The sequence below is a fragment of the Streptomyces sp. NPDC048612 genome (assembly GCF_043199295.1).
Lineage (GTDB): Bacteria > Actinomycetota > Actinomycetes > Streptomycetales > Streptomycetaceae > Streptomyces.
Map to the genome: position 1 here is coordinate 201,701 of NZ_JBICVV010000006.1, position 17,041 is coordinate 218,741.

Annotated in this window: 14 protein-coding genes, 3 tRNA genes and 1 pseudogene; 3 read left to right on the top strand and 15 right to left on the bottom strand. The window is 73.7% G+C overall.

Annotated elements, in window-relative coordinates; genetic code table 11:
• Positions 1–100 precede the first annotated feature (100 nt).
• The 4 genes from ACGFN2_RS12585 to ACGFN2_RS12600 form a co-directional block, all read right to left on the bottom strand.
• Positions 101–670: a DinB family protein gene (locus ACGFN2_RS12585; RefSeq protein WP_362606506.1), complete on the bottom strand. Its 570-nt coding sequence runs from the start codon at positions 668–670 to the stop codon at positions 101–103.
• 535 nt (positions 671–1,205) lie between these two features.
• Positions 1,206–1,279: transfer RNA gene (locus tag ACGFN2_RS12590), tRNA-Ile, on the bottom strand.
• Between the two features lie 178 nt (positions 1,280–1,457).
• Positions 1,458–1,530: transfer RNA gene (locus ACGFN2_RS12595), tRNA-Asn, on the bottom strand.
• A gap of 5 nt (positions 1,531–1,535) precedes the next feature.
• Positions 1,536–1,608: transfer RNA gene (locus tag ACGFN2_RS12600), tRNA-Asn, on the bottom strand.
• 217 nt (positions 1,609–1,825) lie between these two features.
• Here ACGFN2_RS12600 and ACGFN2_RS12605 point away from each other — a divergent pair.
• Both ACGFN2_RS12605 and ACGFN2_RS12610 read left to right on the top strand, forming a co-directional pair.
• Positions 1,826–2,125, top strand: coding sequence for a YtxH domain-containing protein (locus ACGFN2_RS12605; RefSeq protein ID WP_362606504.1), 300 nt, complete (start codon positions 1,826–1,828; stop codon positions 2,123–2,125).
• A 63-nt stretch (positions 2,126–2,188) separates the two neighbouring features.
• Positions 2,189–3,670: an FGGY family carbohydrate kinase gene (locus tag ACGFN2_RS12610; RefSeq protein WP_362606501.1), complete on the top strand. Its 1,482-nt coding sequence runs from the start codon at positions 2,189–2,191 to the stop codon at positions 3,668–3,670.
• Between the two features lie 119 nt (positions 3,671–3,789).
• On the opposite strand, the gene ACGFN2_RS12615 is transcribed toward ACGFN2_RS12610, so the two are convergent.
• From ACGFN2_RS12615 to ACGFN2_RS12655, 9 genes and pseudogenes are all read right to left on the bottom strand, one after another.
• Positions 3,790–5,073 (bottom strand): RNA polymerase sigma factor, encoded by a 1,284-nt coding sequence (locus tag ACGFN2_RS12615; protein WP_393359701.1) that lies wholly within the window; start codon positions 5,071–5,073, stop codon positions 3,790–3,792.
• 116 nt (positions 5,074–5,189) lie between these two features.
• Complete coding sequence (gene dnaG / locus ACGFN2_RS12620) at positions 5,190–7,106, bottom strand: DNA primase (RefSeq protein WP_362606498.1); 1,917 nt, start codon at positions 7,104–7,106, stop codon at positions 5,190–5,192.
• Between the two features lie 108 nt (positions 7,107–7,214).
• Complete coding sequence (locus ACGFN2_RS12625; RefSeq protein ID WP_393359703.1) at positions 7,215–8,219, bottom strand: threo-3-hydroxy-L-aspartate ammonia-lyase; 1,005 nt, start codon at positions 8,217–8,219, stop codon at positions 7,215–7,217.
• A gap of 9 nt (positions 8,220–8,228) precedes the next feature.
• A complete protein-coding gene (locus ACGFN2_RS12630; protein ID WP_362606493.1) occupies positions 8,229–9,494 on the bottom strand; it encodes an FAD-dependent oxidoreductase in 1,266 nt (421 codons plus the stop codon).
• A gap of 245 nt (positions 9,495–9,739) precedes the next feature.
• Positions 9,740–11,053, bottom strand: a complete 1,314-nt coding sequence (locus tag ACGFN2_RS12635) for a deoxyguanosinetriphosphate triphosphohydrolase (RefSeq protein WP_393359705.1) — start codon at positions 11,051–11,053, stop codon at positions 9,740–9,742.
• Positions 11,050–11,931 carry a sirohydrochlorin chelatase gene (locus ACGFN2_RS12640; protein ID WP_393359707.1) on the bottom strand — a complete coding sequence of 294 codons (882 nt, stop codon included), beginning with the start codon at positions 11,929–11,931 and terminating at the stop codon, positions 11,050–11,052. Before ACGFN2_RS12640 ends, ACGFN2_RS12635 begins: the two co-directional genes overlap by 4 nt.
• A 125-nt stretch (positions 11,932–12,056) precedes the next feature.
• Positions 12,057–12,731: pseudogene (locus ACGFN2_RS12645) on the bottom strand (tRNA-dependent cyclodipeptide synthase).
• Positions 12,732–13,087: 356 nt separating this feature from the next.
• Positions 13,088–14,113: an adenosine deaminase gene (locus ACGFN2_RS12650; protein WP_393359709.1), complete on the bottom strand. Its 1,026-nt coding sequence runs from the start codon at positions 14,111–14,113 to the stop codon at positions 13,088–13,090.
• A gap of 153 nt (positions 14,114–14,266) precedes the next feature.
• Positions 14,267–14,707, bottom strand: a complete 441-nt coding sequence (locus ACGFN2_RS12655) for a gamma-glutamylcyclotransferase family protein (protein WP_393359711.1) — start codon at positions 14,705–14,707, stop codon at positions 14,267–14,269.
• 135 nt (positions 14,708–14,842) lie between these two features.
• Here ACGFN2_RS12655 and ACGFN2_RS12660 point away from each other — a divergent pair, with 135 nt between their 5' ends.
• Entirely contained in the window at positions 14,843–15,559 is a 717-nt protein-coding gene (locus ACGFN2_RS12660; protein ID WP_393359713.1) for a vancomycin high temperature exclusion protein, read from the top strand.
• Positions 15,560–15,575: 16 nt separating this feature from the next.
• Here the strand turns inward: ACGFN2_RS12660 and ACGFN2_RS12665 are convergent, their stop codons facing one another.
• Both ACGFN2_RS12665 and cutA read right to left on the bottom strand, forming a co-directional pair.
• Positions 15,576–16,607, bottom strand: a complete 1,032-nt coding sequence (locus ACGFN2_RS12665; protein WP_393359715.1) for a trypsin-like serine peptidase — start codon at positions 16,605–16,607, stop codon at positions 15,576–15,578.
• A 1-nt stretch (position 16,608) separates the two neighbouring features.
• Positions 16,609–16,971 (bottom strand): divalent-cation tolerance protein CutA, encoded by a 363-nt coding sequence (gene cutA, locus ACGFN2_RS12670; RefSeq protein WP_362606472.1) that lies wholly within the window; start codon positions 16,969–16,971, stop codon positions 16,609–16,611.
• Positions 16,972–17,041 lie beyond the last annotated feature (70 nt).

Genomic DNA, 17,041 nt, shown 5'->3' on the forward strand with positions numbered 1-17,041 from the left:
CATCGCCGCCCCACCCTTATGGCCGCCCCCTTACGGGCGCCCCTTACGGCCCCGCCCCCAGGGGGCCGCCCCTACTGGCCGCCCTCGGTGACGTCGCGGCCTACTGCCCCACCCGCCCGTCGACACACTCCCGCAACAGATCGGCATGCCCGCAGTGCCGGGCGTACTCCTCGATCCGGTGCACCATCAGCTCCCGGACCGCGATCCCTTCCCTCCCCACCCGCGCACCCAGATCCGGATGCCCGGCCAGCGCCGCGTCGGTGGCGGCCTGCTCCCGCTCCAGATCCGCATACGCGGCATCGACCACGGCCTGCTCGGCGACCACCCCGTCGAAGTCCGCGTCCTTCACGCCGTACAGCTTCGGCGCCGGATCACCGTCACAGATCCAGTTCCGCCAGTCCCGTTCCGCCTCGGCGAGGTGCCGCACCAGCCCGAGCAGCGACATCGTCGACGGCGGCACCGACCGACGCGCCAGCTGCTCCGCGTCCAGCCCCTCACACTTCATCCGCAGCGTCATGCGATAGCTCGCCAAAAACTCCAGAAGCGTCGCACGCTCCCCCTCCGGACCGGGCCCCTGACTGTCACGGGGATCATCGTCCGGATCGATCCACATATCGGGGTAGACGGTCGCCTGCGTCCATCGCGCTGGTTGTTCGCTCATGCCCGGCATACTCCTCGCCACCGGGCCAGGACTGCCACTGGGTTTCCCGCTCAACCACCGTCCGACGCCACGTCAGGACAAGCACCATGCCGGCAAAGCCACTTGGGCGAAGGGGCACCGAGTCAGCCGTCGCCCCGGTCCGCTCGCCAGAGCCCGGCCACCGACTGGGCGTAGGCGATGCGGTGGTCGAGGAGTGTGGGACAGGGCTGGGAGTCCTGTGGGGCGAGGGTCTGACGGTCGGCACCCCCGGCGGGAGTGCTCCGCCTCGGCATGGCCCGGCCCGCTGGGCTGCGCCGGCAGGAGATCTTCACCGCCTCGCCGGCGGGCCGGGTGGCCGCCGAGCGAGCGACGACGCGCTCCCAAGTCCCCCGAGCCTGCGGGGATACGGTCCCGGACCTCTGTGCGGCCCGACGGCCCCTGGGTGTCCACTGTGCGTCCACTGGATCTTGGTCTGAACGGCTGAACGGGGGCCACCGCGCTGTGGCGGTGGCCCCCGTTCTGACGTTTCCCCAGGTAGAAAGGGGCTTCGCCCTGGGTGCTGCGGTGGGGCGGGTGGGACTCGAACCCACGGCCGACGGATTATGAGTCCGCTGCTCTAACCGGCTGAGCTACCGCCCCCCACGGCGCGTCGCGCACATTTGTGCGCGCCGTCTGCCGCAGCATAGCCGCTCATACGATCTGCTGCCCGTGAGGGCTGCCGTCGGGCGACCACGCACGCCCAAGAGGACTTCGATCACGGGCCGTTCGGTTCCATGGCACAAGAAAAAGGACCCCGTGCGGGGTCCTCTTCTCTCTGCTCCCCCGACTGGACTCGAACCAGTAACCCTCCGGTTAACAGCCGAATGCTCTGCCAATTGAGCTACAGGGGACCGAGCTCCCCCGACTGGACTCGAACCAGTAACCTGCCGGTTAACAGCCGGCTGCTCTGCCAATTGAGCTACAGGGGATTGCTCTGTGTGCCTCGAATGCGTCGCTGTCCGGGCTTCCGGACGGCGCGTGCTCGCTGCGACACATACATTAGCGCAAGCAGGGGGGTGCTCCGCCAATCGGTATCGCCTCAGGTCACCTCGGGTGATCTGCGGCCCCGGAGGGTAGGCGCGCGGCACAGCCCGCACTCCGGTGCTTCCGGCACCGGACGGGACCGACGAGAGGAAGGGTGGAGCAATGCGCTACCGGCTCACGTTCATCGCGGGACTGGCCACCGGGTACGTGCTCGGCGCACGGGCCGGCCGGGAACGGTACGAGCAGCTCCGCAAGGCCGCCCAGCGGATCTCGCAGAATCCCGCGGTCCGGAACACCGCCGAGTCGGCCGCGCTGACCGGGCGCGAGGCCGCGTCGAAGGCCTTCGGGACGGTGTCGGCCAAGGTCGGGGACCGGCTGCCGGCGTCCGTCGCCGACCGGGTCCGCTCGCTGCGGGAGCCGCGCGGCTTCGACGAGGACGACTGGGGCACCAGCAACACCTGACCGGCCCTCCCGGGCAAACCCTGACTCACTCCCTATGCGTCGTATGGGGCATCATCTGAGGCCATGGGGATAGTCGCCGGATTGGACAGTTCGTCCGAGAGCACGCAGATCGTCGTCTGCGATGCGGACACGGGTGCCGTGATCAGGCGCGGGTATGCGCCGCACCCCGTCGAGAAGGGGCACGAGGTCGATCCGCAGGCGTGGCTGATCTCACTCGGTGAGGCCGCGGGCAGCGGGCTGCTCGAAGGGGTGCAGGCGATCGGGGTCTCCGCGCAGCCGCACGGGCTGCTGCCGCTGGACGTCGAGGGCAATCTCGTGCGGCCCGCGCTGGTCGGCAACGACAGGCGGGCGCAGAGCGCGGCGGCGGACCTGATCGACTCGCTCGGCGGGCGTACCGCGTGGGCGCAGGCTGTCGGGGCGGTGCCGCAGGCGACCCATGCGGTGACCAAGCTGCGCTGGCTGGCGCGTACGGAGCCGGCGAACGCGGCCCGGATCGCTGAGGTCATGCAGCCGCACGACTGGCTGGCGTGGCAGCTGCTGGGGCGGCCGGCCCGGCGGACGACGGACCGGGGCGGGGCCTCGGCGACGGGTTTCTGGTCGGCGGCGACCGGGGCGTACCGGCCGGACCTCGTGGAGCTGGCGCTGGGCCATCAGGTGCGGCTGCCGGAGCTGCTGAGCCCGTCGGGGACGGCGGGGTTCACCCCGGAGGGGCTGCTGATCTCCGCCGGTACGGGCGAGACGATGGCCGCCGCCTTCGGGCTCGGCGTCGGGGAGGGCGACGCGGTGGTGTCGCTGGGCGCCTCGGGGTCGGTGTTCGGGATTCACCACGAGGCGCTGGTGGACCCGAGCGGCACGATCACCTCGTTCGCGGATGCCACCGGGCGGCATCTGCCGGTGGTGCACACGAGCAACGCGGTCCGGGTGCTGCGCGGTGCCGCGGAGATGCTGGGGACGGATCTGGAGGGCCTGTCCGAGCTGGCGATGAAGTCGTCGCCCGGTGCGTACGGGATGGTGCTGCTGCCGTATCTGGAGGGCGAGAAGACACCCCATCTGCCGCACACCGCCGGGTCGTTGCACGGGATGCGGCGGGACAGCATGAAGCCGGAGCATCTGGCGCGGGCGGCGGTGGAGGGCATGCTCTGCGGGCTGGCGGACGCGCTGGACGTGCTGCGGGGGCGGGGCATGGCGGTGCGCCGGGTGTTCCTGCTGGGCGCGGCGGCGGAGCTGTTCGCGGTGCAGGCGGTGGCGCCGGCGCTGTTCGGGGTGCCGGTCGTGGTGCCGCAGCCGGCGGAGTACGCGGCGCTGGGCGCGGCCCGGCAGGCGGCCTGGGCGTGGGGGGTGGCGCACGGCACCCTGACGCCGGCCGGCGGCGCGGAGTCCGGGCCGGGCGGCGGGCCCGCCTGGATCGATCCACCGCAGTGGCCGGCCGCCACGAGCCAGGTCTTCGAACCGGGTGACGAGCTGGCGGTCGGCCAGGCCGTGCGCCAGCAGTACACGGCGGTGCGCGACGAGGCCTATCCGGGGGCGTTCCAGCGGGAGGCGTGACCGGCCGGGGCGGGCCGGGCGTGCGGCCGGGGCGGGCCGGGCGTGCGGCCGGGGCGGGCCGGGCGTGCGGCCGGGGCGGGCCGGGCGTGCGGCCGCGTGCGGAGCCGGGCCCGGCGGTCTCAGTCGAGGTAGCCGCGGAGCTGGTCGGCGAAGGCGTGGTCGCGGAGTTTGTTGAGGGTCTTGGACTCGATCTGCCGTATCCGTTCGCGGGTGACACCGAAGATCCGGCCGATCTCCTCCAGGGTGCGGGGGCGGCCGTCGGCGAGGCCGTAGCGCAGCTGGACGACCTTGCGTTCGCGTTCGCCGAGGGTGGAGAGCACCGCGTCGAGGTGCTCGCGGAGCAGCAGGAACGCGGCGGACTCGACGGGTGAGGCGGCGTCGCCGTCCTCGATGAGGTCGCCGAGGGAGACGTCCTCCTCCTCGCCGACGGGGGCGTGCAGCGAGACCGGTTCCTGGGCCAGCCGCAGCACCTCGCTGACGCGTTCCCCGGTCAGGTCGAGATGGGCGGCGACCTCCTCGGGCGTCGGCTCGTGGCCGCGCTCCTGGAGCATGCGGCGCTGGACCCGCACCACACGGTTGATCAGCTCCACGACGTGGACCGGGACGCGGATGGTCCTGGCCTGGTCGGCGAGGGCGCGGGACATCGCCTGGCGAATCCACCAGGTGGCGTAGGTGGAGAACTTGTAGCCGCGGGCGTAGTCGAACTTCTCGACGGCGCGGATCAGTCCGAGGTTCCCCTCCTGGACGAGGTCGAGCATGGTCAGCCCACGGCCGACGTACCGCTTGGCGACGGAGACCACCAGACGCAGATTGGCCTCGATCAGGCGGCGCTTGGCGATCCGGCCCAGGACCACCAACCTGTCGAGGTCGAAGGCGAGTCGGGAGGAGAGGTCGGGGGCGTGGGTGAGCTTCTCCTCGGCGAAGAGACCGGCTTCGACGCGGCGCGCGAGTTCGACCTCCTCGGCGGCGGTGAGCAGCGGAATCCGGCCGATCTCGCGGAGGTACTGGCGGAAGAGGTCGGCGGACGGGCTGCCGGCCTCGGGGCGCGGCGCCGGGTCCGGGTCCGGCTCGGGGCCGGCTTCCGCTTCCGGCTCCCCTTCCGGTTCCGCTTCCGGTTCCGGGGTGATCTCCTCGACGATCATCTCGGCGGCGGGGGGCTCCGCCTGCTGCGGGACGGTGAGCGGCTCCGCGGGCGGCTCGGTATCCGGTTCCGTGGCGGTCGGCGCGTCGGCGAGGGTCTGGGTCTGCACGGGGGCGACCTCCAGGGTGATCGCTGCTGAAGCGGCAGAAACGCCGGGCACGGTCGCGGCCGAACCGCCGTCCGTCCCGTACGTCAGGAGTGGTTCCGCGGGGGATTCCGGTGCGGTTCGACCGGACCCGCCGCGCACCGGGGACTCAGGCACCGCTCCTCAGTGTGGAGTACGACACAGTCCCGCCACGAGGGGCGTGCGAGCACTTTTTGAGTCCGGTCCGTGACCGGACGGCTACCGCGGGGAGTGCCCGGGAGTGTTAGGGCGCCCTACAGGGCCGCGTATCCGCGTTCGCGGAGGGACTGGCCGTACTGCTGGAGGACCCAGAGTTCGTTCTGTACGGCGGCGAGGTGTTCGGGGTCGGCGCGGGGGCCGAGGCGCTGGAGGGTGCCGCGGATCTCGGTGACCCGGTGGTTGACGGCGGCGAGGCGGACGGCGACCAACTGGACGCCGGCGTAGGCCTCGTCGGGGTCGCGGCGGGTGTGCAGCGGCTCGACGGCGAGTTCGGTGACCATGGCGCGGACGGTGTCGTCGGGGGCGGCCTCCCGCACCCTGGGGATGTACGCGCTGTCGTTGGCGCCGGCCGAGGCACCGCCGGCGTCCTCGATGCACTGGCGGACGACGGCGTACGGCGGGGCGGTGAACTCGTCGGCGCCGTACGCGTCGAAGGCCGGGGAGACCAGGTCGGGGCGCTGCAGCGCCAGCTTGAGCAGCTCCCGCTCGACGCGGTGGGCGGGGCTGCGGAGGTTGAGCGCCGGGCCGCGCGGGCCGGGTGCGGGGCGGGCCTGCTCGGCGGCGGGCGGCTGGCCGCGGCGCTGCTGACGGCCCTGGTCGGGGCCGCCGTCACGGCCGCGCTCCCGGGCCCAGCGGGCGAGCTGGGAGACGCGCTTGACCACGAACTGGGTGTCCAGGATGCCGAGCATGCCGGCGAGCTGGACGGCGGACTCGTGCTGGATGGAGCTGTTCTTGATGTTGGCGACGATGGGGGCGGCCTCGTCGAGGGCGGCGGCGCGGCCGACGGTGGTGTCGAGGTTGTGCCGGGAGACGACATGGCGCAGCGCGAACTCGAAGAGCGGGGTGCGGGCCTCGACGAGGTCGGCGACGGCCGCGTCGCCCTTGGCGAGCCGCAGGTCGCAGGGGTCCATCCCGCCGGGGGTGATGGCGATGGAGGTCTCGGCGGCGAACTTCTGGTCGTCCTCGAAGGCGCGCAGGGCGGCCTTCTGGCCCGCGGCGTCGCCGTCGAAGGTGAAGACGACCTCGGAGCCGGCGTTGTCCATCAGGAGGCGGCGGAGGATCTTGATGTGGCCCTCACCGAAGGACGTGCCGCAGGTGGCGATGGCGGTGGTGATCCCGGCCAGATGGCAGGCCATCACGTCCGTGTAGCCCTCGACCACGACCGCGCGGCTGGTCTTGGCGATCTCCTTCTTGGCGAGGTCGATGCCGTAGAGGACATGTGACTTGCGGTAGATCGGGGTCTCGGGGGTGTTGAGGTACTTGGGGCCGTTGTCGTCGTCGCGGAGCTTGCGGGCGCCGAAGCCGACGACCTCGCCGGCGATGTCGCGGATCGGCCACATCAGGCGGCCTCGGAAGCGGTCGATGGGGCCGCGGCGGCCCTCCTGTGAGAGGCCGGAGAGGACCAGCTCCTGGTCGCTGAAGCGGCGGCCGCGCAGGAAGCGGGTGAGGTGGTCCCAGCCGGCCGGGCTGTAGCCGACGCCGAAGTGCTGGGCGGCGGCCTGGTCGAAGCCGCGCTCGGCGAGGAACGCGCGGGCGATCTCGGCCTCGGGGCTGTCGAGCTGCTCGGCGTAGAACTGGGCGGCGGCCTTGTGGGCCTCCACCAGGCGGGTGCGCTCGCCCTGCTGGCGGCCGGGGGTGTAGCCGCCCTCCTCGTAGCGCAGGGTGATGCCGGCCTGGGAGGCGAGGCGCTCGATGGTCTCGGCGAAGGAGAGGTGGTCGAGCTTCATGATGAAGTCGACGGTGTCGCCGCCCTCCTGGCAGCCGAAGCAGTGGTAGAGCCCCTTGGCCGGGCTGACGTGGAAGGACGGGGACTTCTCGTCGTGGAAGGGGCACAGGCCCTTGAGGTTGCCGCCGCCGGCGTTGCGGAGCTGGAGATACTCGGACACGACGGCGTCGATCGGGACCGCGTCCCGCACCGCCTTCACATCGTCATCGTTGATCCGTCCTGCCACGCGTGAATTCTACGGCCGGGGTCGGACAGTTCCGGCCGCGCCTGGTCGCGGGCGGGGGTGGGTCACCTCACCGCGAACGCCGTGGGCTCCCCCACCCCCGCCCCCGGCTCACCCCAGCAGCTCCACAAACCGCTCCAGTCCCACGTTGCCCCCCGAGATGATCACGCCGACCCGGGGCGGCAGGGGGCGGATGCGGCCGGCCAGGAGGGCGGCCAGGGCGCTGGCGCCGCTGGGTTCGGTGACGATCTTGAGGCGTTCGAAGGCGAACCGCATGGCCGCACGGATCTCGTCGTCGCTGACCAGGGCGACCGAGTCGAGGAGGCGCCGGTTGATCGCGAAGGTCAGCTCGCCGGGGGTGGCGATGGCCTGGCCGTCGGCGATGGTGTGCGGGACGGGGATGGTGACGGGGTGGCCGGCGGCCAGGGAGCGCAGGGTGTCGTCGCCGGCCTCCGGCTCCACGCCGATCATGCGGATGCCGGGGACCAGGGCGGTGGCGGCGGTGGCCGAGCCGGCCATCAGCCCGCCGCCGCCGACCGGTGTCAGCAGCGCGTCGAGCGGGCCGGTCTCCTCGATCAGCTCCAGGGCGGCGGTGCCCTGCCCGGCGATGATGTGCGGATGCTCGTACGGCGGGATCAGCGCGAGGCCGCGCTCCTCGGCGAGCTGCCGGCCGAGGGCGACGCGGTCCTCGGTGTAGCGGTCGTAGCGGACGATCTCGGCGCCGTAGCCGGCGGTGGCGTCCGTCTTGGACTTCGGGGAGTCCTCGGGCATCACGATGACGGCACGGCTGCCCAGCTCACGGGCGGCCAGGGCGACGGCCTGGGCGTGGTTGCCGGAGGAGTAGGCGGCGACTCCACGGGCGAGCTGTTCCGGGGACAGCCGGGAGAGGGCGTTGTAGGCGCCGCGGAACTTGAAGGCGCCGACCCGCTGGAAGTTCTCGCACTTGAGGTGGACCTCGGCGCCGACGAGGGCGTCCAGGGTGCGGGAGCGCAGCACGGGCGTGCGGTGTGCCACGCCGGCCAGCCGCCGGGCGGCGTCCCGGACGTCGTCGAGGGTGACGGCGTCCGGGGCGTCGGTGCCGCCGGGGCCGGTGGGACCGTCGGTGCTCTGCGTCATACGCGCACGCTACGGGAGCAGCGAGGTCAGCGGAACCTCCGGATCGGCCAGCGCCTCGGGGGCCAACGGCGCCCCGGAGCGGATGAGTTGCTGGATGGACTCGGCGACGTCCCAGACATTGACGTTCATCCCCGCGAGCAGCCGGCCGTCCGCGCCGAGCCAGAAGGCGACGAACTCCCGCTTGGCGACGTCACCCCGGCAGACGACCTGCGCGTAAGAGCCGGGCGGGGCGTAGCCGGAGTACTCCATGCCGACGTCGTACTGGTCGGAGAAGAAGTACGGGACGCGGTCGTAGCTGACGTCCTGGCCGAGCATGGCGCGCGCCGCGGCCGGGCCGCCGTTGAGGGCGTTGGCCCAGTGTTCGACGCGCACCCGGCCGTCCAGGAGGGGGTGGTCGGCGGCGGCGACGTCGCCGGCGGCGTAGATGTACGGGTCGGAGGTGCGCAGCGCCGCGTCCACCGCGATGCCGCCGCCGGCCGCCCGGTCGACGAGGTCGAGTCCGGCCTGTTCGGCGAGTGCGGTGCGCGGGGCGGCGCCGATCGCGGCGAGCACGTCGTGGGCGGGGTGTTCCTCGCCGTCGTCGGTGCGCACCGCGAGCACCATGCCGTCCTGGCCGACGATCTCGGTGAAGCGGGCGCCGAAGTGGAAGCGGACGCCGTGTTCGCGGTGCAGATCGGCGAACAGGCCGCCGAGTTCGGGGCCGAGGACGCCGTGCAGCGGGGTGGGGGCGGCCTCGACGACGGTGACCTCGGCGCCGTAGGAGCGGGCGGCGGCGGCGACCTCCAGGCCGATCCAGCCGGCCCCGGCGATGACGAGGTGGCCGTTGTCCCGGCCGAGGGAGGCCAGGACCCCGCGGAGGCGTTCGGCGTGGGCGAGGCGGCGCAGGTGGTGCACGCCGGCCAGGCCGGTGCCGGGGATGTCCAGGCGGCGCGGTTCGGCGCCGGTGGCCAGCAGCAGCTTGTCGTAGGCGATGAGGGTGCCGTCGCCGAGGCGGACGGTCCTGGCCACGGGGTCGAGGCGGACGGCGGGCTGGCCCAGGTGCAGCTCGATGTGTGCCTGGGCGTACCAGGCGGGTTCGTGGACGAAGACGCTGTCGCGCTCTTCCTTGCCGAGCAGGTACCCCTTGGAGAGCGGGGGGCGCTCGTAGGGGTGGTCGCGCTCGTCACAGATGAGGATCACCCGGCCGGTGAATCCTTCCGCGCGGAGCGTCTCCGCGGCCTTCGCCCCGGCCAGGCCACCCCCGACGATGACGAACGTCTGGTGTGCGTCGACCACTTGCTTCCTCCTCGTTGCGGTGCCGTACGTCCGCTTACGCGTCCGTGAACGCCCCGATGTACCCCCCGGTGTCTCCCCCGTTGATGCGCTCGGTGGCGTCGGGGTTCCCGATCGCCGCCGATCGGGTCCCGTGCGCTGTCGTCAGGCTCGCTGTTCGCTGTTGTCAGGGTGCTCCGTTCGAAGACGGCCGGGTTCGAGCGTCCCGCACGGAGCGTGAAGGGGGAAGAGGGGGCTCTCCCCCAGGGTCACCCGTGTCCGGCCCCCCGATGGCCGGGGCGCCGGGTGAGACGGGCGTGCAGGGAGCGGGCCGAGGTGTCGGTCAGGGCGGCGATCTGGTCGATGACGGCGCGCATCCGGGCGGTGTCGTCCGGTGCCGTGTCGAACAGTGAACGGAACTGTGGATCAAGGCCGTCGGGGGCGCGGGCGAGCAGCGCCTCGGCGAGTTCGGCGATGACGACGCGCTGTTCGGCGCGGAGCGCCTCCTGGTCGGGGCGCTGCATGACGTACCGGTCGGCGACGGCTTTCAAAACGGCGCATTCCAGCCGGGTTTCGGCCGGAACCACCAGCTCCGCCGCGTAACGGGTGAGCCGTCCGTTCCCCCACCGGGCCCGGGTCGCGCCCTCGGCGGCGAGACAGAAGCGGCCGATCAGCTGGCTGGTGGCGTCCTTGAGGCGGGCCTGGGCGAGCGCGGAGCCGTCGTAGCCGTGCGGCCACCACTCCTGCTCCAGGAGGCGGTCCAGTGCCGCGGCCAGCTCCTCGGGGCCGGCGCCGGGCGCATAGCGTTCCCCGGCGACCTCGAAGATCTCGGCGCGTTCGGCGTCGGCGAGCAGCAGGTTGGGGTCGAGGTGCCCGGCGTGCAGGCCGTCCTCGACGTCGTGCACCGAGTACGCCACGTCGTCGGACCAGTCCATGACCTGGGCCTCGAAGCTCCGGGCCGCGTCGGGGGCGCCCTGCCGGAACCACGCGTAGACCGGCGCGTCGTCCGCGTAGACACCGAACTTGGGGGACGCGGGGTCGGTGGGGTGCCCGCCGCGCAGCCACGGGTACTTGGTGGCCGCGTCGAGGGCGGCGCGGCTGAGGTTGAGCCCGACGCTGACCGCCGAGCCGTCCTGGGCGGGCACGAACCGCTTGGGCTCCAGACGGGCCAGCAGCCGCAGCGACTGGGCGTTGCCCTCGAAGCCGCCGCAGGGCGCGGCGACTTCGTTGAGCGTCTGCTCGCCGTTGTGGCCGAAGGGCGGGTGGCCGAGATCGTGTGCCAGGCAGGCGGTCTCGACCAGGTCGGGGTCGCAGCCGAGGGCGGCGCCGAGTTCCCGGCCGACCTGGGCGCACTCCAGGGAGTGGGTCAGCCGGGTGCGCGGGCTGGCGTCCCAGGCGGGGGTGTGCGCGCCGGGGGTGACGACCTGGGTCTTGCCGGCCAGCCGGCGCAGCGCGGCGGAGTGCAGCACCCGGGCGCGGTCGCGCTGGAAGGCGGTGCGGCCCGGCCGTTTGTCGGGCTCGGGGACCCAGCGTTCGAGGTCGGCCGCGGTGTAGCCGGGGATGGTCGGTGGTGTGCCCGTCATACCGCGACGGTAGCCGCCCGGACGCCCTCGGGGCCGTATCCGGTAGGCGTGAGGAGCGCCTGGTCGTAGCGGTGGAGCACGAGACGGGCCAGTGCGGGGTGGTCGCCCAGGGGCGCGGCGGCGGTCCCGGGGGCGGCGGCCGCGCACTGGGCGGCGAAGCGGCCGGGGGCGGTGAAGCAGCCGGCCACGGCGATCCGGTCGTGGCCGCGGGCGGTCAGCGCGCGGACCGCGTCGGGGACGGTGGGAGCGCCCGCGGAGGCGTAGGCCGGGAGCACGGGGGTGCCGCCGAGCCGGTCGGAGAGCTGCTGTGCGGTGCGCTCGGTGTCCCGGGCGGACCGCGGGGCGCGGGAGCCGGCGGCGGCCAGGACCACGGCGGTGCGCGGGGACGGGGTGCCGGGGAAGCCGGCCTCCAGCAGCCGGCCGTGCAGCGCCTCGGCGAGGAGCGGGTGCGGTCCGAGGGGCGCGGCGACCCGGCCGGTGAGCAGCGGTGCGGCCGCGAGCGCGGCGGGCAGGTCGTGGGTGACGTGATGGCCGCGGCCGAACAGCAGCGGCACGAGGACGGCGGTGCCGCGCAGCCCGGCGAGGGTGTCGGTGAGCAGCGGTTGGTTCAGCTCGATGTGTCCGAGCCGTACGGGCAGGCCGGGGCGCAGCGCGCGGACCCGGTCGAGCAGGGCGCGGACGGTGGGCAGGGCGCGGGGGTCGCGGCTGCCGTGGGCGACGGCGACGAGGGTGGGGGCCGGTGTCTCCGGATGCCGGAAGCCGTGCAGCCGGACGCGGCGGAGCTGGGTGCTGAGCTGCGCGGTGATCTCGGCGGCGAGGTTTCCCGTGCCGAGGGGGGCGGGGTACGCGGAGGGCGGGTGCGGTATCGGCGCCGTCATGGACCGAGCCTGGCAGCCGGGCGTTGCCGCCTCGTTTCCCCGCGGCGAACTCCGTGTTCCGTGCGGCTGCCATCGGCCCGTGCCCCGGTGGCAGGTCGGGCGGCCGGACCGGCGGCGGGGGTGTCTCAGCGGTCGTGGAGGACGAGGAATCCCTGGCGGGGGCTCACCTTGAGCGGGAACTCACCCCGGGCGATGCGCTCCCACAGCGGCCAGGGCCGGTGGTAGGCCATGAGCGTCTCCTCGACGCCGAGGAGGGCGGCGCCGTCCAGGACGTAGGGAAGTTCGTCCAGCACTTAGCGCACCGCCGCGGCGGCCTGCCGGTCGTCGGCGCGGGCCTCGGGGCCCCGGACCGTGCGCAGCCGGCCGCCGACGGCCTGACGGCTCATGTCCAGGCAGGCCCGCCGGAAGCCCTCGTCGGACGCGAACGCCCGGTCCACCTCGTCGCGGAGCCCGAGGTAGTGCGGGTCGTCGGCGAAGTCGCCGAAGTCGTGGACGGCCGCCCGGTGTTCCGGCGCGCACGCCGCCAGCGCCTGCTCCACCGCGCGCCTCCTGCGTGCCACCTCCTTGCGCGCCTTGGCCAGGGGCCGGGACTCGCCGACCGCCGCCAGAATCCAGGAGGCGTGCTCGACGCCGGGGAGCAGGACGTCGAAGTCCGCCACCGACGCCTGCGCCCAGGCGGCCAGGCGGGCGATGTAGGCGTCGCTGAAGCGGCTGTTGAACGGGCTCACGCCCACCAGCACATGCGCGCGCCGGCCGAATATGGACCGGCAGTTGGGGGTCGCGGGGCTCGCCTGGAGCACGGTTTCTTCATGCCTTCCGATAGGGCGGCGAACGGGCGGACGCGTCGCTCACGGCCGCCGGACACGCCCTGTCCCGGCTTCCGTGCGCCTGCCTGACACCGCCCCGGACGCCTTCTCGCGCCGCGGCCGAGGCTCGCCTGTCACTCCTGCACAACGCTGAAACGGGTGAAGATGCGCACAGGTTATAGGGATTCGGCCAATATCGCGATCCTTTCCCGCCCACTTCTGATCGAACTACGCCCCCTGGACTCAAGGGAGTTGGGAAGGGCGCGGGCGACGCCCCCGCTCGCCGTCGTCCGCGATCCCTCCCGTGACAGCGCACGCGCGCCCGGCGGGAGGGGTCCGGACGAAGCCGCCTACCCCTGGTGTGCCTCGACCTCTCGCAGGTAGCGCTCGCGGGTCGGCTCGTCGAGGAAGGAGGCGCGGAAGGAGTTGCGGGCGAGGGTGCGCAGGGTTTCCCGGTCCAGGCCGAGGGCGTCGCGGACGGCGGTGAAGTTGTCGTCGGCGTAGCCGCCGAAGTAGGCGGGGTCGTCGGAGTTGACGGTCACCAGCAGACCGGCGTCCAGCATCGCGGGCAGCGGGTGGTCGGCGAGGTCGTCGATGACCCGCAGCCGGACGTTGGACAGCGGGCAGACGGTGAGCGGCACCTGGTCGGCCACCAGGCGGGCCACCAGCCGCTCGTCCTCCAGGGAGCGCACCCCGTGGTCGACGCGGTCCACGCCGAGGACGTCCAGGGCCTCCCACACGTATGCCGGGGGCCCCTCCTCCCCCGCGTGCGCCACGCACTTGAGGCCGGCCTCCCGGGCGAGCGCGAAGACCTCCTGGAACTTCGACGGCGGGTGCCCGACCTCGGCCGAGTCCAGGCCGACGGCGGTGATCCGGTCGAAGAAGGGGCGGGCCGCCTCGAAGGTCGCCAGGGCGGACTCGGCGCTCTCGTCGCGCAGGAAGCACATGATCAGGCGGGTGGTGATGCCGTAGGTCTCCGGGGCGCTGTCCAGGGCGCGGGCCAGGCCGTTGATGACGGTGCCGATCGGGACGCCGCGCGCGGTGTGCGCCTGCGGGTCGAAGAAGATCTCGGCGTGCCGTACGCCCTGCTCCTTGGCGCGGGCGAGATAGGCGTGGGCGAGGTCGGCGAAGTCGTCCTCGGTGCGCAGCACGGCCATCAGGGCGTAGTAGAGGTTCAGGAAGGACTGGAGGTCGGCGAAGGAGTAGGCGCGGCGCAGCTCGTCCTCGGTGGCGTAGGGCAGCTCGACGCCGTTGCGCGCGGCGAGCGCGAAGGCCAGCTCGGGCTCCAGCGTGCCCTCGATGTGCAGATGCAGCTCCGCCTTGGGCAGCGGTTCGTGGGCGGTTGCGGCGGAGGGGGAGGACGGGGAGGAAGCCACGCGGTCACACCTGTTCTGCGGTACGGGAAGGGGCCTCGGTACGGGAGCGAGCCCGGGGTCCGAGGAGTCGTCCAGGTTAGCCGGGGCGGGGGCCAGGGCCGTGGCGGCGCCCGGGGCGGGGCCGGTGCCGTTCCCGGCAGGGGGCGGCGCGGGTCAGCCGGCCGCCGCGCGCGAGGCGGGCCAGTCGCCGCCCGCGAGGGGGGTGCCGGTGGCGCGCAGCCGGGCGGCGAGCGGTCCGGCCGCCAGGTAGACCCAGGCCCGTACGGTCCGGCCGTCCGGGCACACCGCCTCGGTGGCCACCCGCTCGTAGTGGTTCCGCCGGTCGCCGGGCGTGTAGCCCTCCAGCCGGTCGAGGAGCGTGCACACCTCGTCGTAGTCGGTGTCGCGGGGCCGGATCAGGGCGCCGTGCACCACCGCGTCGGCGGGCCCGGCCGTCGCGTAGGGGTATCCGGGGCCGTCGTAGAGCAGCGCGCCGCCGATGCGGGCCGGTTCCTCGGCCGCGGTCCGGCCGCGCAGTGTCGGGCCGTAGTTGACCTCGCCGGGCCGCAGCGTCCCGTAGACGAAGAACGGCAGCCGCTCGGTTCCGTGGGTCATGGTGGTGCGTTCCTCTCCGGACGGCGGGTGCTCCCCCTGCCACGATGCCAGGCCGCCGCTGCAACCATCACGGCGCGTCCGGCGTCGCAGCCTGCGAGGTCGACCGCGAGCGGCGCGGTCGGGAACGGGGGCGGGATGCGCGGGCCGGTACCGGGGGCGTGGCGGCGGATACGGAGCGGGGTGCGCCGGCTGCGGCCGCCGCGGACCCGGCGGGGGCAGCGCCGGGCCTTCCAGGCCGTGGTGGCGCTGACGGTGCTGGCGCTGGCGCCCGCGACCTGGATGAACGCGACCGCCGGGCCCCGGGTGCACGGTGTGGCCGACTCCCCGGCCGCCCCGGTGGCCATCGTCTTCGGCGCGGGCCTGTGGAACGGCGAGCCGTCGCCGTACCTCGCCCACCGGCTGGACGCGGCCGCCGCGCTGTACGAGCGGGGCACGGTCCGGGCGGTACTGGTGACCGGCGACAACAGCCGCAGCGACTACGACGAGCCGGACGCGATGCGCGCCTATCTGCTGCGGCACGGTGTCCCGGGGCGCCGGATCGTCAGCGACTACGCGGGCTTCGACACCTGGGACTCCTGCAGCCGCGCCCGCCGGATCTTCGGGGTGGACCGGGCCGTGCTGGTCAGTCAGGGCTTCCACATCCGGCGCGCGCTGGCGCTGTGCAGCGCGGCCGGGGTCGATTCCGCCGGCGTCGCGGTGGCCGCGAAGCGCGATGTGACCTGGGCGTACGGCGGGGTCCGGGAGATCCTCGCGGCCGGGAAGGCGGCGGCCGACGCGCTGCTGCGGCCCGATCCGCAGTTCCTCGGGCGGCAGGAGAAGGGGGTGACGGAGGCGCTGGCGGACGCCCGTTAGCGCCTCCGTCCCCGGGTCACTTCTCGGCCGCGCGGGCGTAGAGGCTGAGGATCTTCGTCCCGAAGTACGGGCTGTAGGAGATCCGGTCGGCGTCCGGGCCCTTCGGGCCGCCGCCGTTGATACCGCCGATGACCCCGATGACCCGGCCGGTGCCGCTGTCCTCGTCGAAGTCGCTCAGCCAGGGGCTGCCGGAGGTGCCGCCGTAGAACCCGCCGCACTCCATGCGCAGTTCACGGGTGCCGGACAGCCGGCCGGTGTGGGTGGCGCAGCGTACGGCCCGGTCCTCCGGGTCGTTGCGGACGTTCGGGTAGCCGATGACGGTGACGTCGTTGGTGTAACCGGGCGTCGGGGAGAGGGTGTTGCCGCCGGTGACCTCCTCCAGGGTGTCGCCGTCCTCGCCGGAGGCGACGGTGGCGAAGGCGAAGTCGAGGTCCGCTCCGGCGCCGCTGGTGCCGCGGCCGGGGTAGGCGAAGGTCCGCTCGATCGCCCACACGCCGTACGGCTGGGAGCTCGCGCCGGAACGATACTGCGGGACGAACGCGGCACGGGTTCCCGGGTTGCAGTGCCCGGCGGTGAGGATCAGGTTGCCGTGCGGGCTGTGCACCACGCTCGCGGTGCAGTGGTGCGCCTCGGCGTCCCCGTCGACGGAGAACAGCACGCCGACGGACGGGATGCCGTCGAAGTGCCGGGCGGTGCGTCCAGCGCGGGCCGCGGCGGCGGTCCCCTTCGGTGCGGCGGACCGGGTCGAGGGGGTGGACGGGCCGGCGGCGGGCTCGGCCGGGGTGTCGCTGCCGGCCGGGGCGGCGCCCGCCATGCGGTCGGGCGTCCAGTAGGCGGCGGCGTCCCGGCTGGTCCAGGCGTCGCCGGCGGCCGGGGTGGGGTCACCGGCGCTCGGGGCCGCGTGCCGGGCCTCGTTGACGGCGTGGCCGACGGACGCGGTGGCCAGGCACACCGTCACTCCGGCCACGGCCGACGCGGCCTTCATCCAGCGCTTCCGGTGGGGCCGCGCCCGCCGCGTGGCGCCGCGCTCCGTGGTGTCGCGCTTCATGTCAGCTCGTCTCCTCTGCGACCCAGGACAGATAGCCGGCGCCACCGCGGGTGATGGGGGTGGCGATGATCTCGGGGGTGTCGTAGTCGTGCGCGTCGAGGAGGTAGGACTCCAGCGCCTCGTAGCGCGCCTGGGCCGTCTTGAACAGCACCTGCCACTCCTGGCTGGCCTCGACCGCGTCGTCCCAGCGGAACACCGAGGTGACCGGCGCGCTGATCTGCGCACAGGCGGCGAGCCTGCCCTCGATCGCCCCGCGCGCCAGCTTCCGGGCCTTGGTCTCGCTGTCGGTGGTCGTCATGACGGTCAGGAATCCGGTCGGCCCGGTGGGGTCGGGCGGGCCGTTGACGGCAGTGGGGTCGGCCACGGGTGCGCATCCTTCACGGTGGGGGGCGGAGGGGAACGTACGGGACGGTGGGACCGCGCCGGCCGAGCGG

Bases quoted from the DNA above. Each gene is read 5' to 3' on its own strand.
- ACGFN2_RS12585 (WP_362606506.1), bottom strand. From the start codon at position 670: ATGCCGGGCATGAGCGAACAACCAGCGCGATGGACGCAGGCGACCGTC.
- ACGFN2_RS12605 (WP_362606504.1), top strand. From the start codon at position 1,826: ATGCGCTACCGGCTCACGTTCATCGCGGGACTGGCCACCGGGTACGTG.
- ACGFN2_RS12610 (WP_362606501.1), top strand. From the start codon at position 2,189: ATGGGGATAGTCGCCGGATTGGACAGTTCGTCCGAGAGCACGCAGATC.
- ACGFN2_RS12625 (WP_393359703.1), bottom strand. From the start codon at position 8,219: ATGACGCAGAGCACCGACGGTCCCACCGGCCCCGGCGGCACCGACGCC.
- ACGFN2_RS12635 (WP_393359705.1), bottom strand. From the start codon at position 11,053: ATGACGGGCACACCACCGACCATCCCCGGCTACACCGCGGCCGACCTC.
- ACGFN2_RS12640 (WP_393359707.1), bottom strand. From the start codon at position 11,931: ATGACGGCGCCGATACCGCACCCGCCCTCCGCGTACCCCGCCCCCCTC.
- ACGFN2_RS12655 (WP_393359711.1), bottom strand. From the start codon at position 14,707: ATGACCCACGGAACCGAGCGGCTGCCGTTCTTCGTCTACGGGACGCTG.
- ACGFN2_RS12660 (WP_393359713.1), top strand. From the start codon at position 14,843: ATGCGCGGGCCGGTACCGGGGGCGTGGCGGCGGATACGGAGCGGGGTG.
- ACGFN2_RS12665 (WP_393359715.1), bottom strand. From the start codon at position 16,607: ATGAAGCGCGACACCACGGAGCGCGGCGCCACGCGGCGGGCGCGGCCC.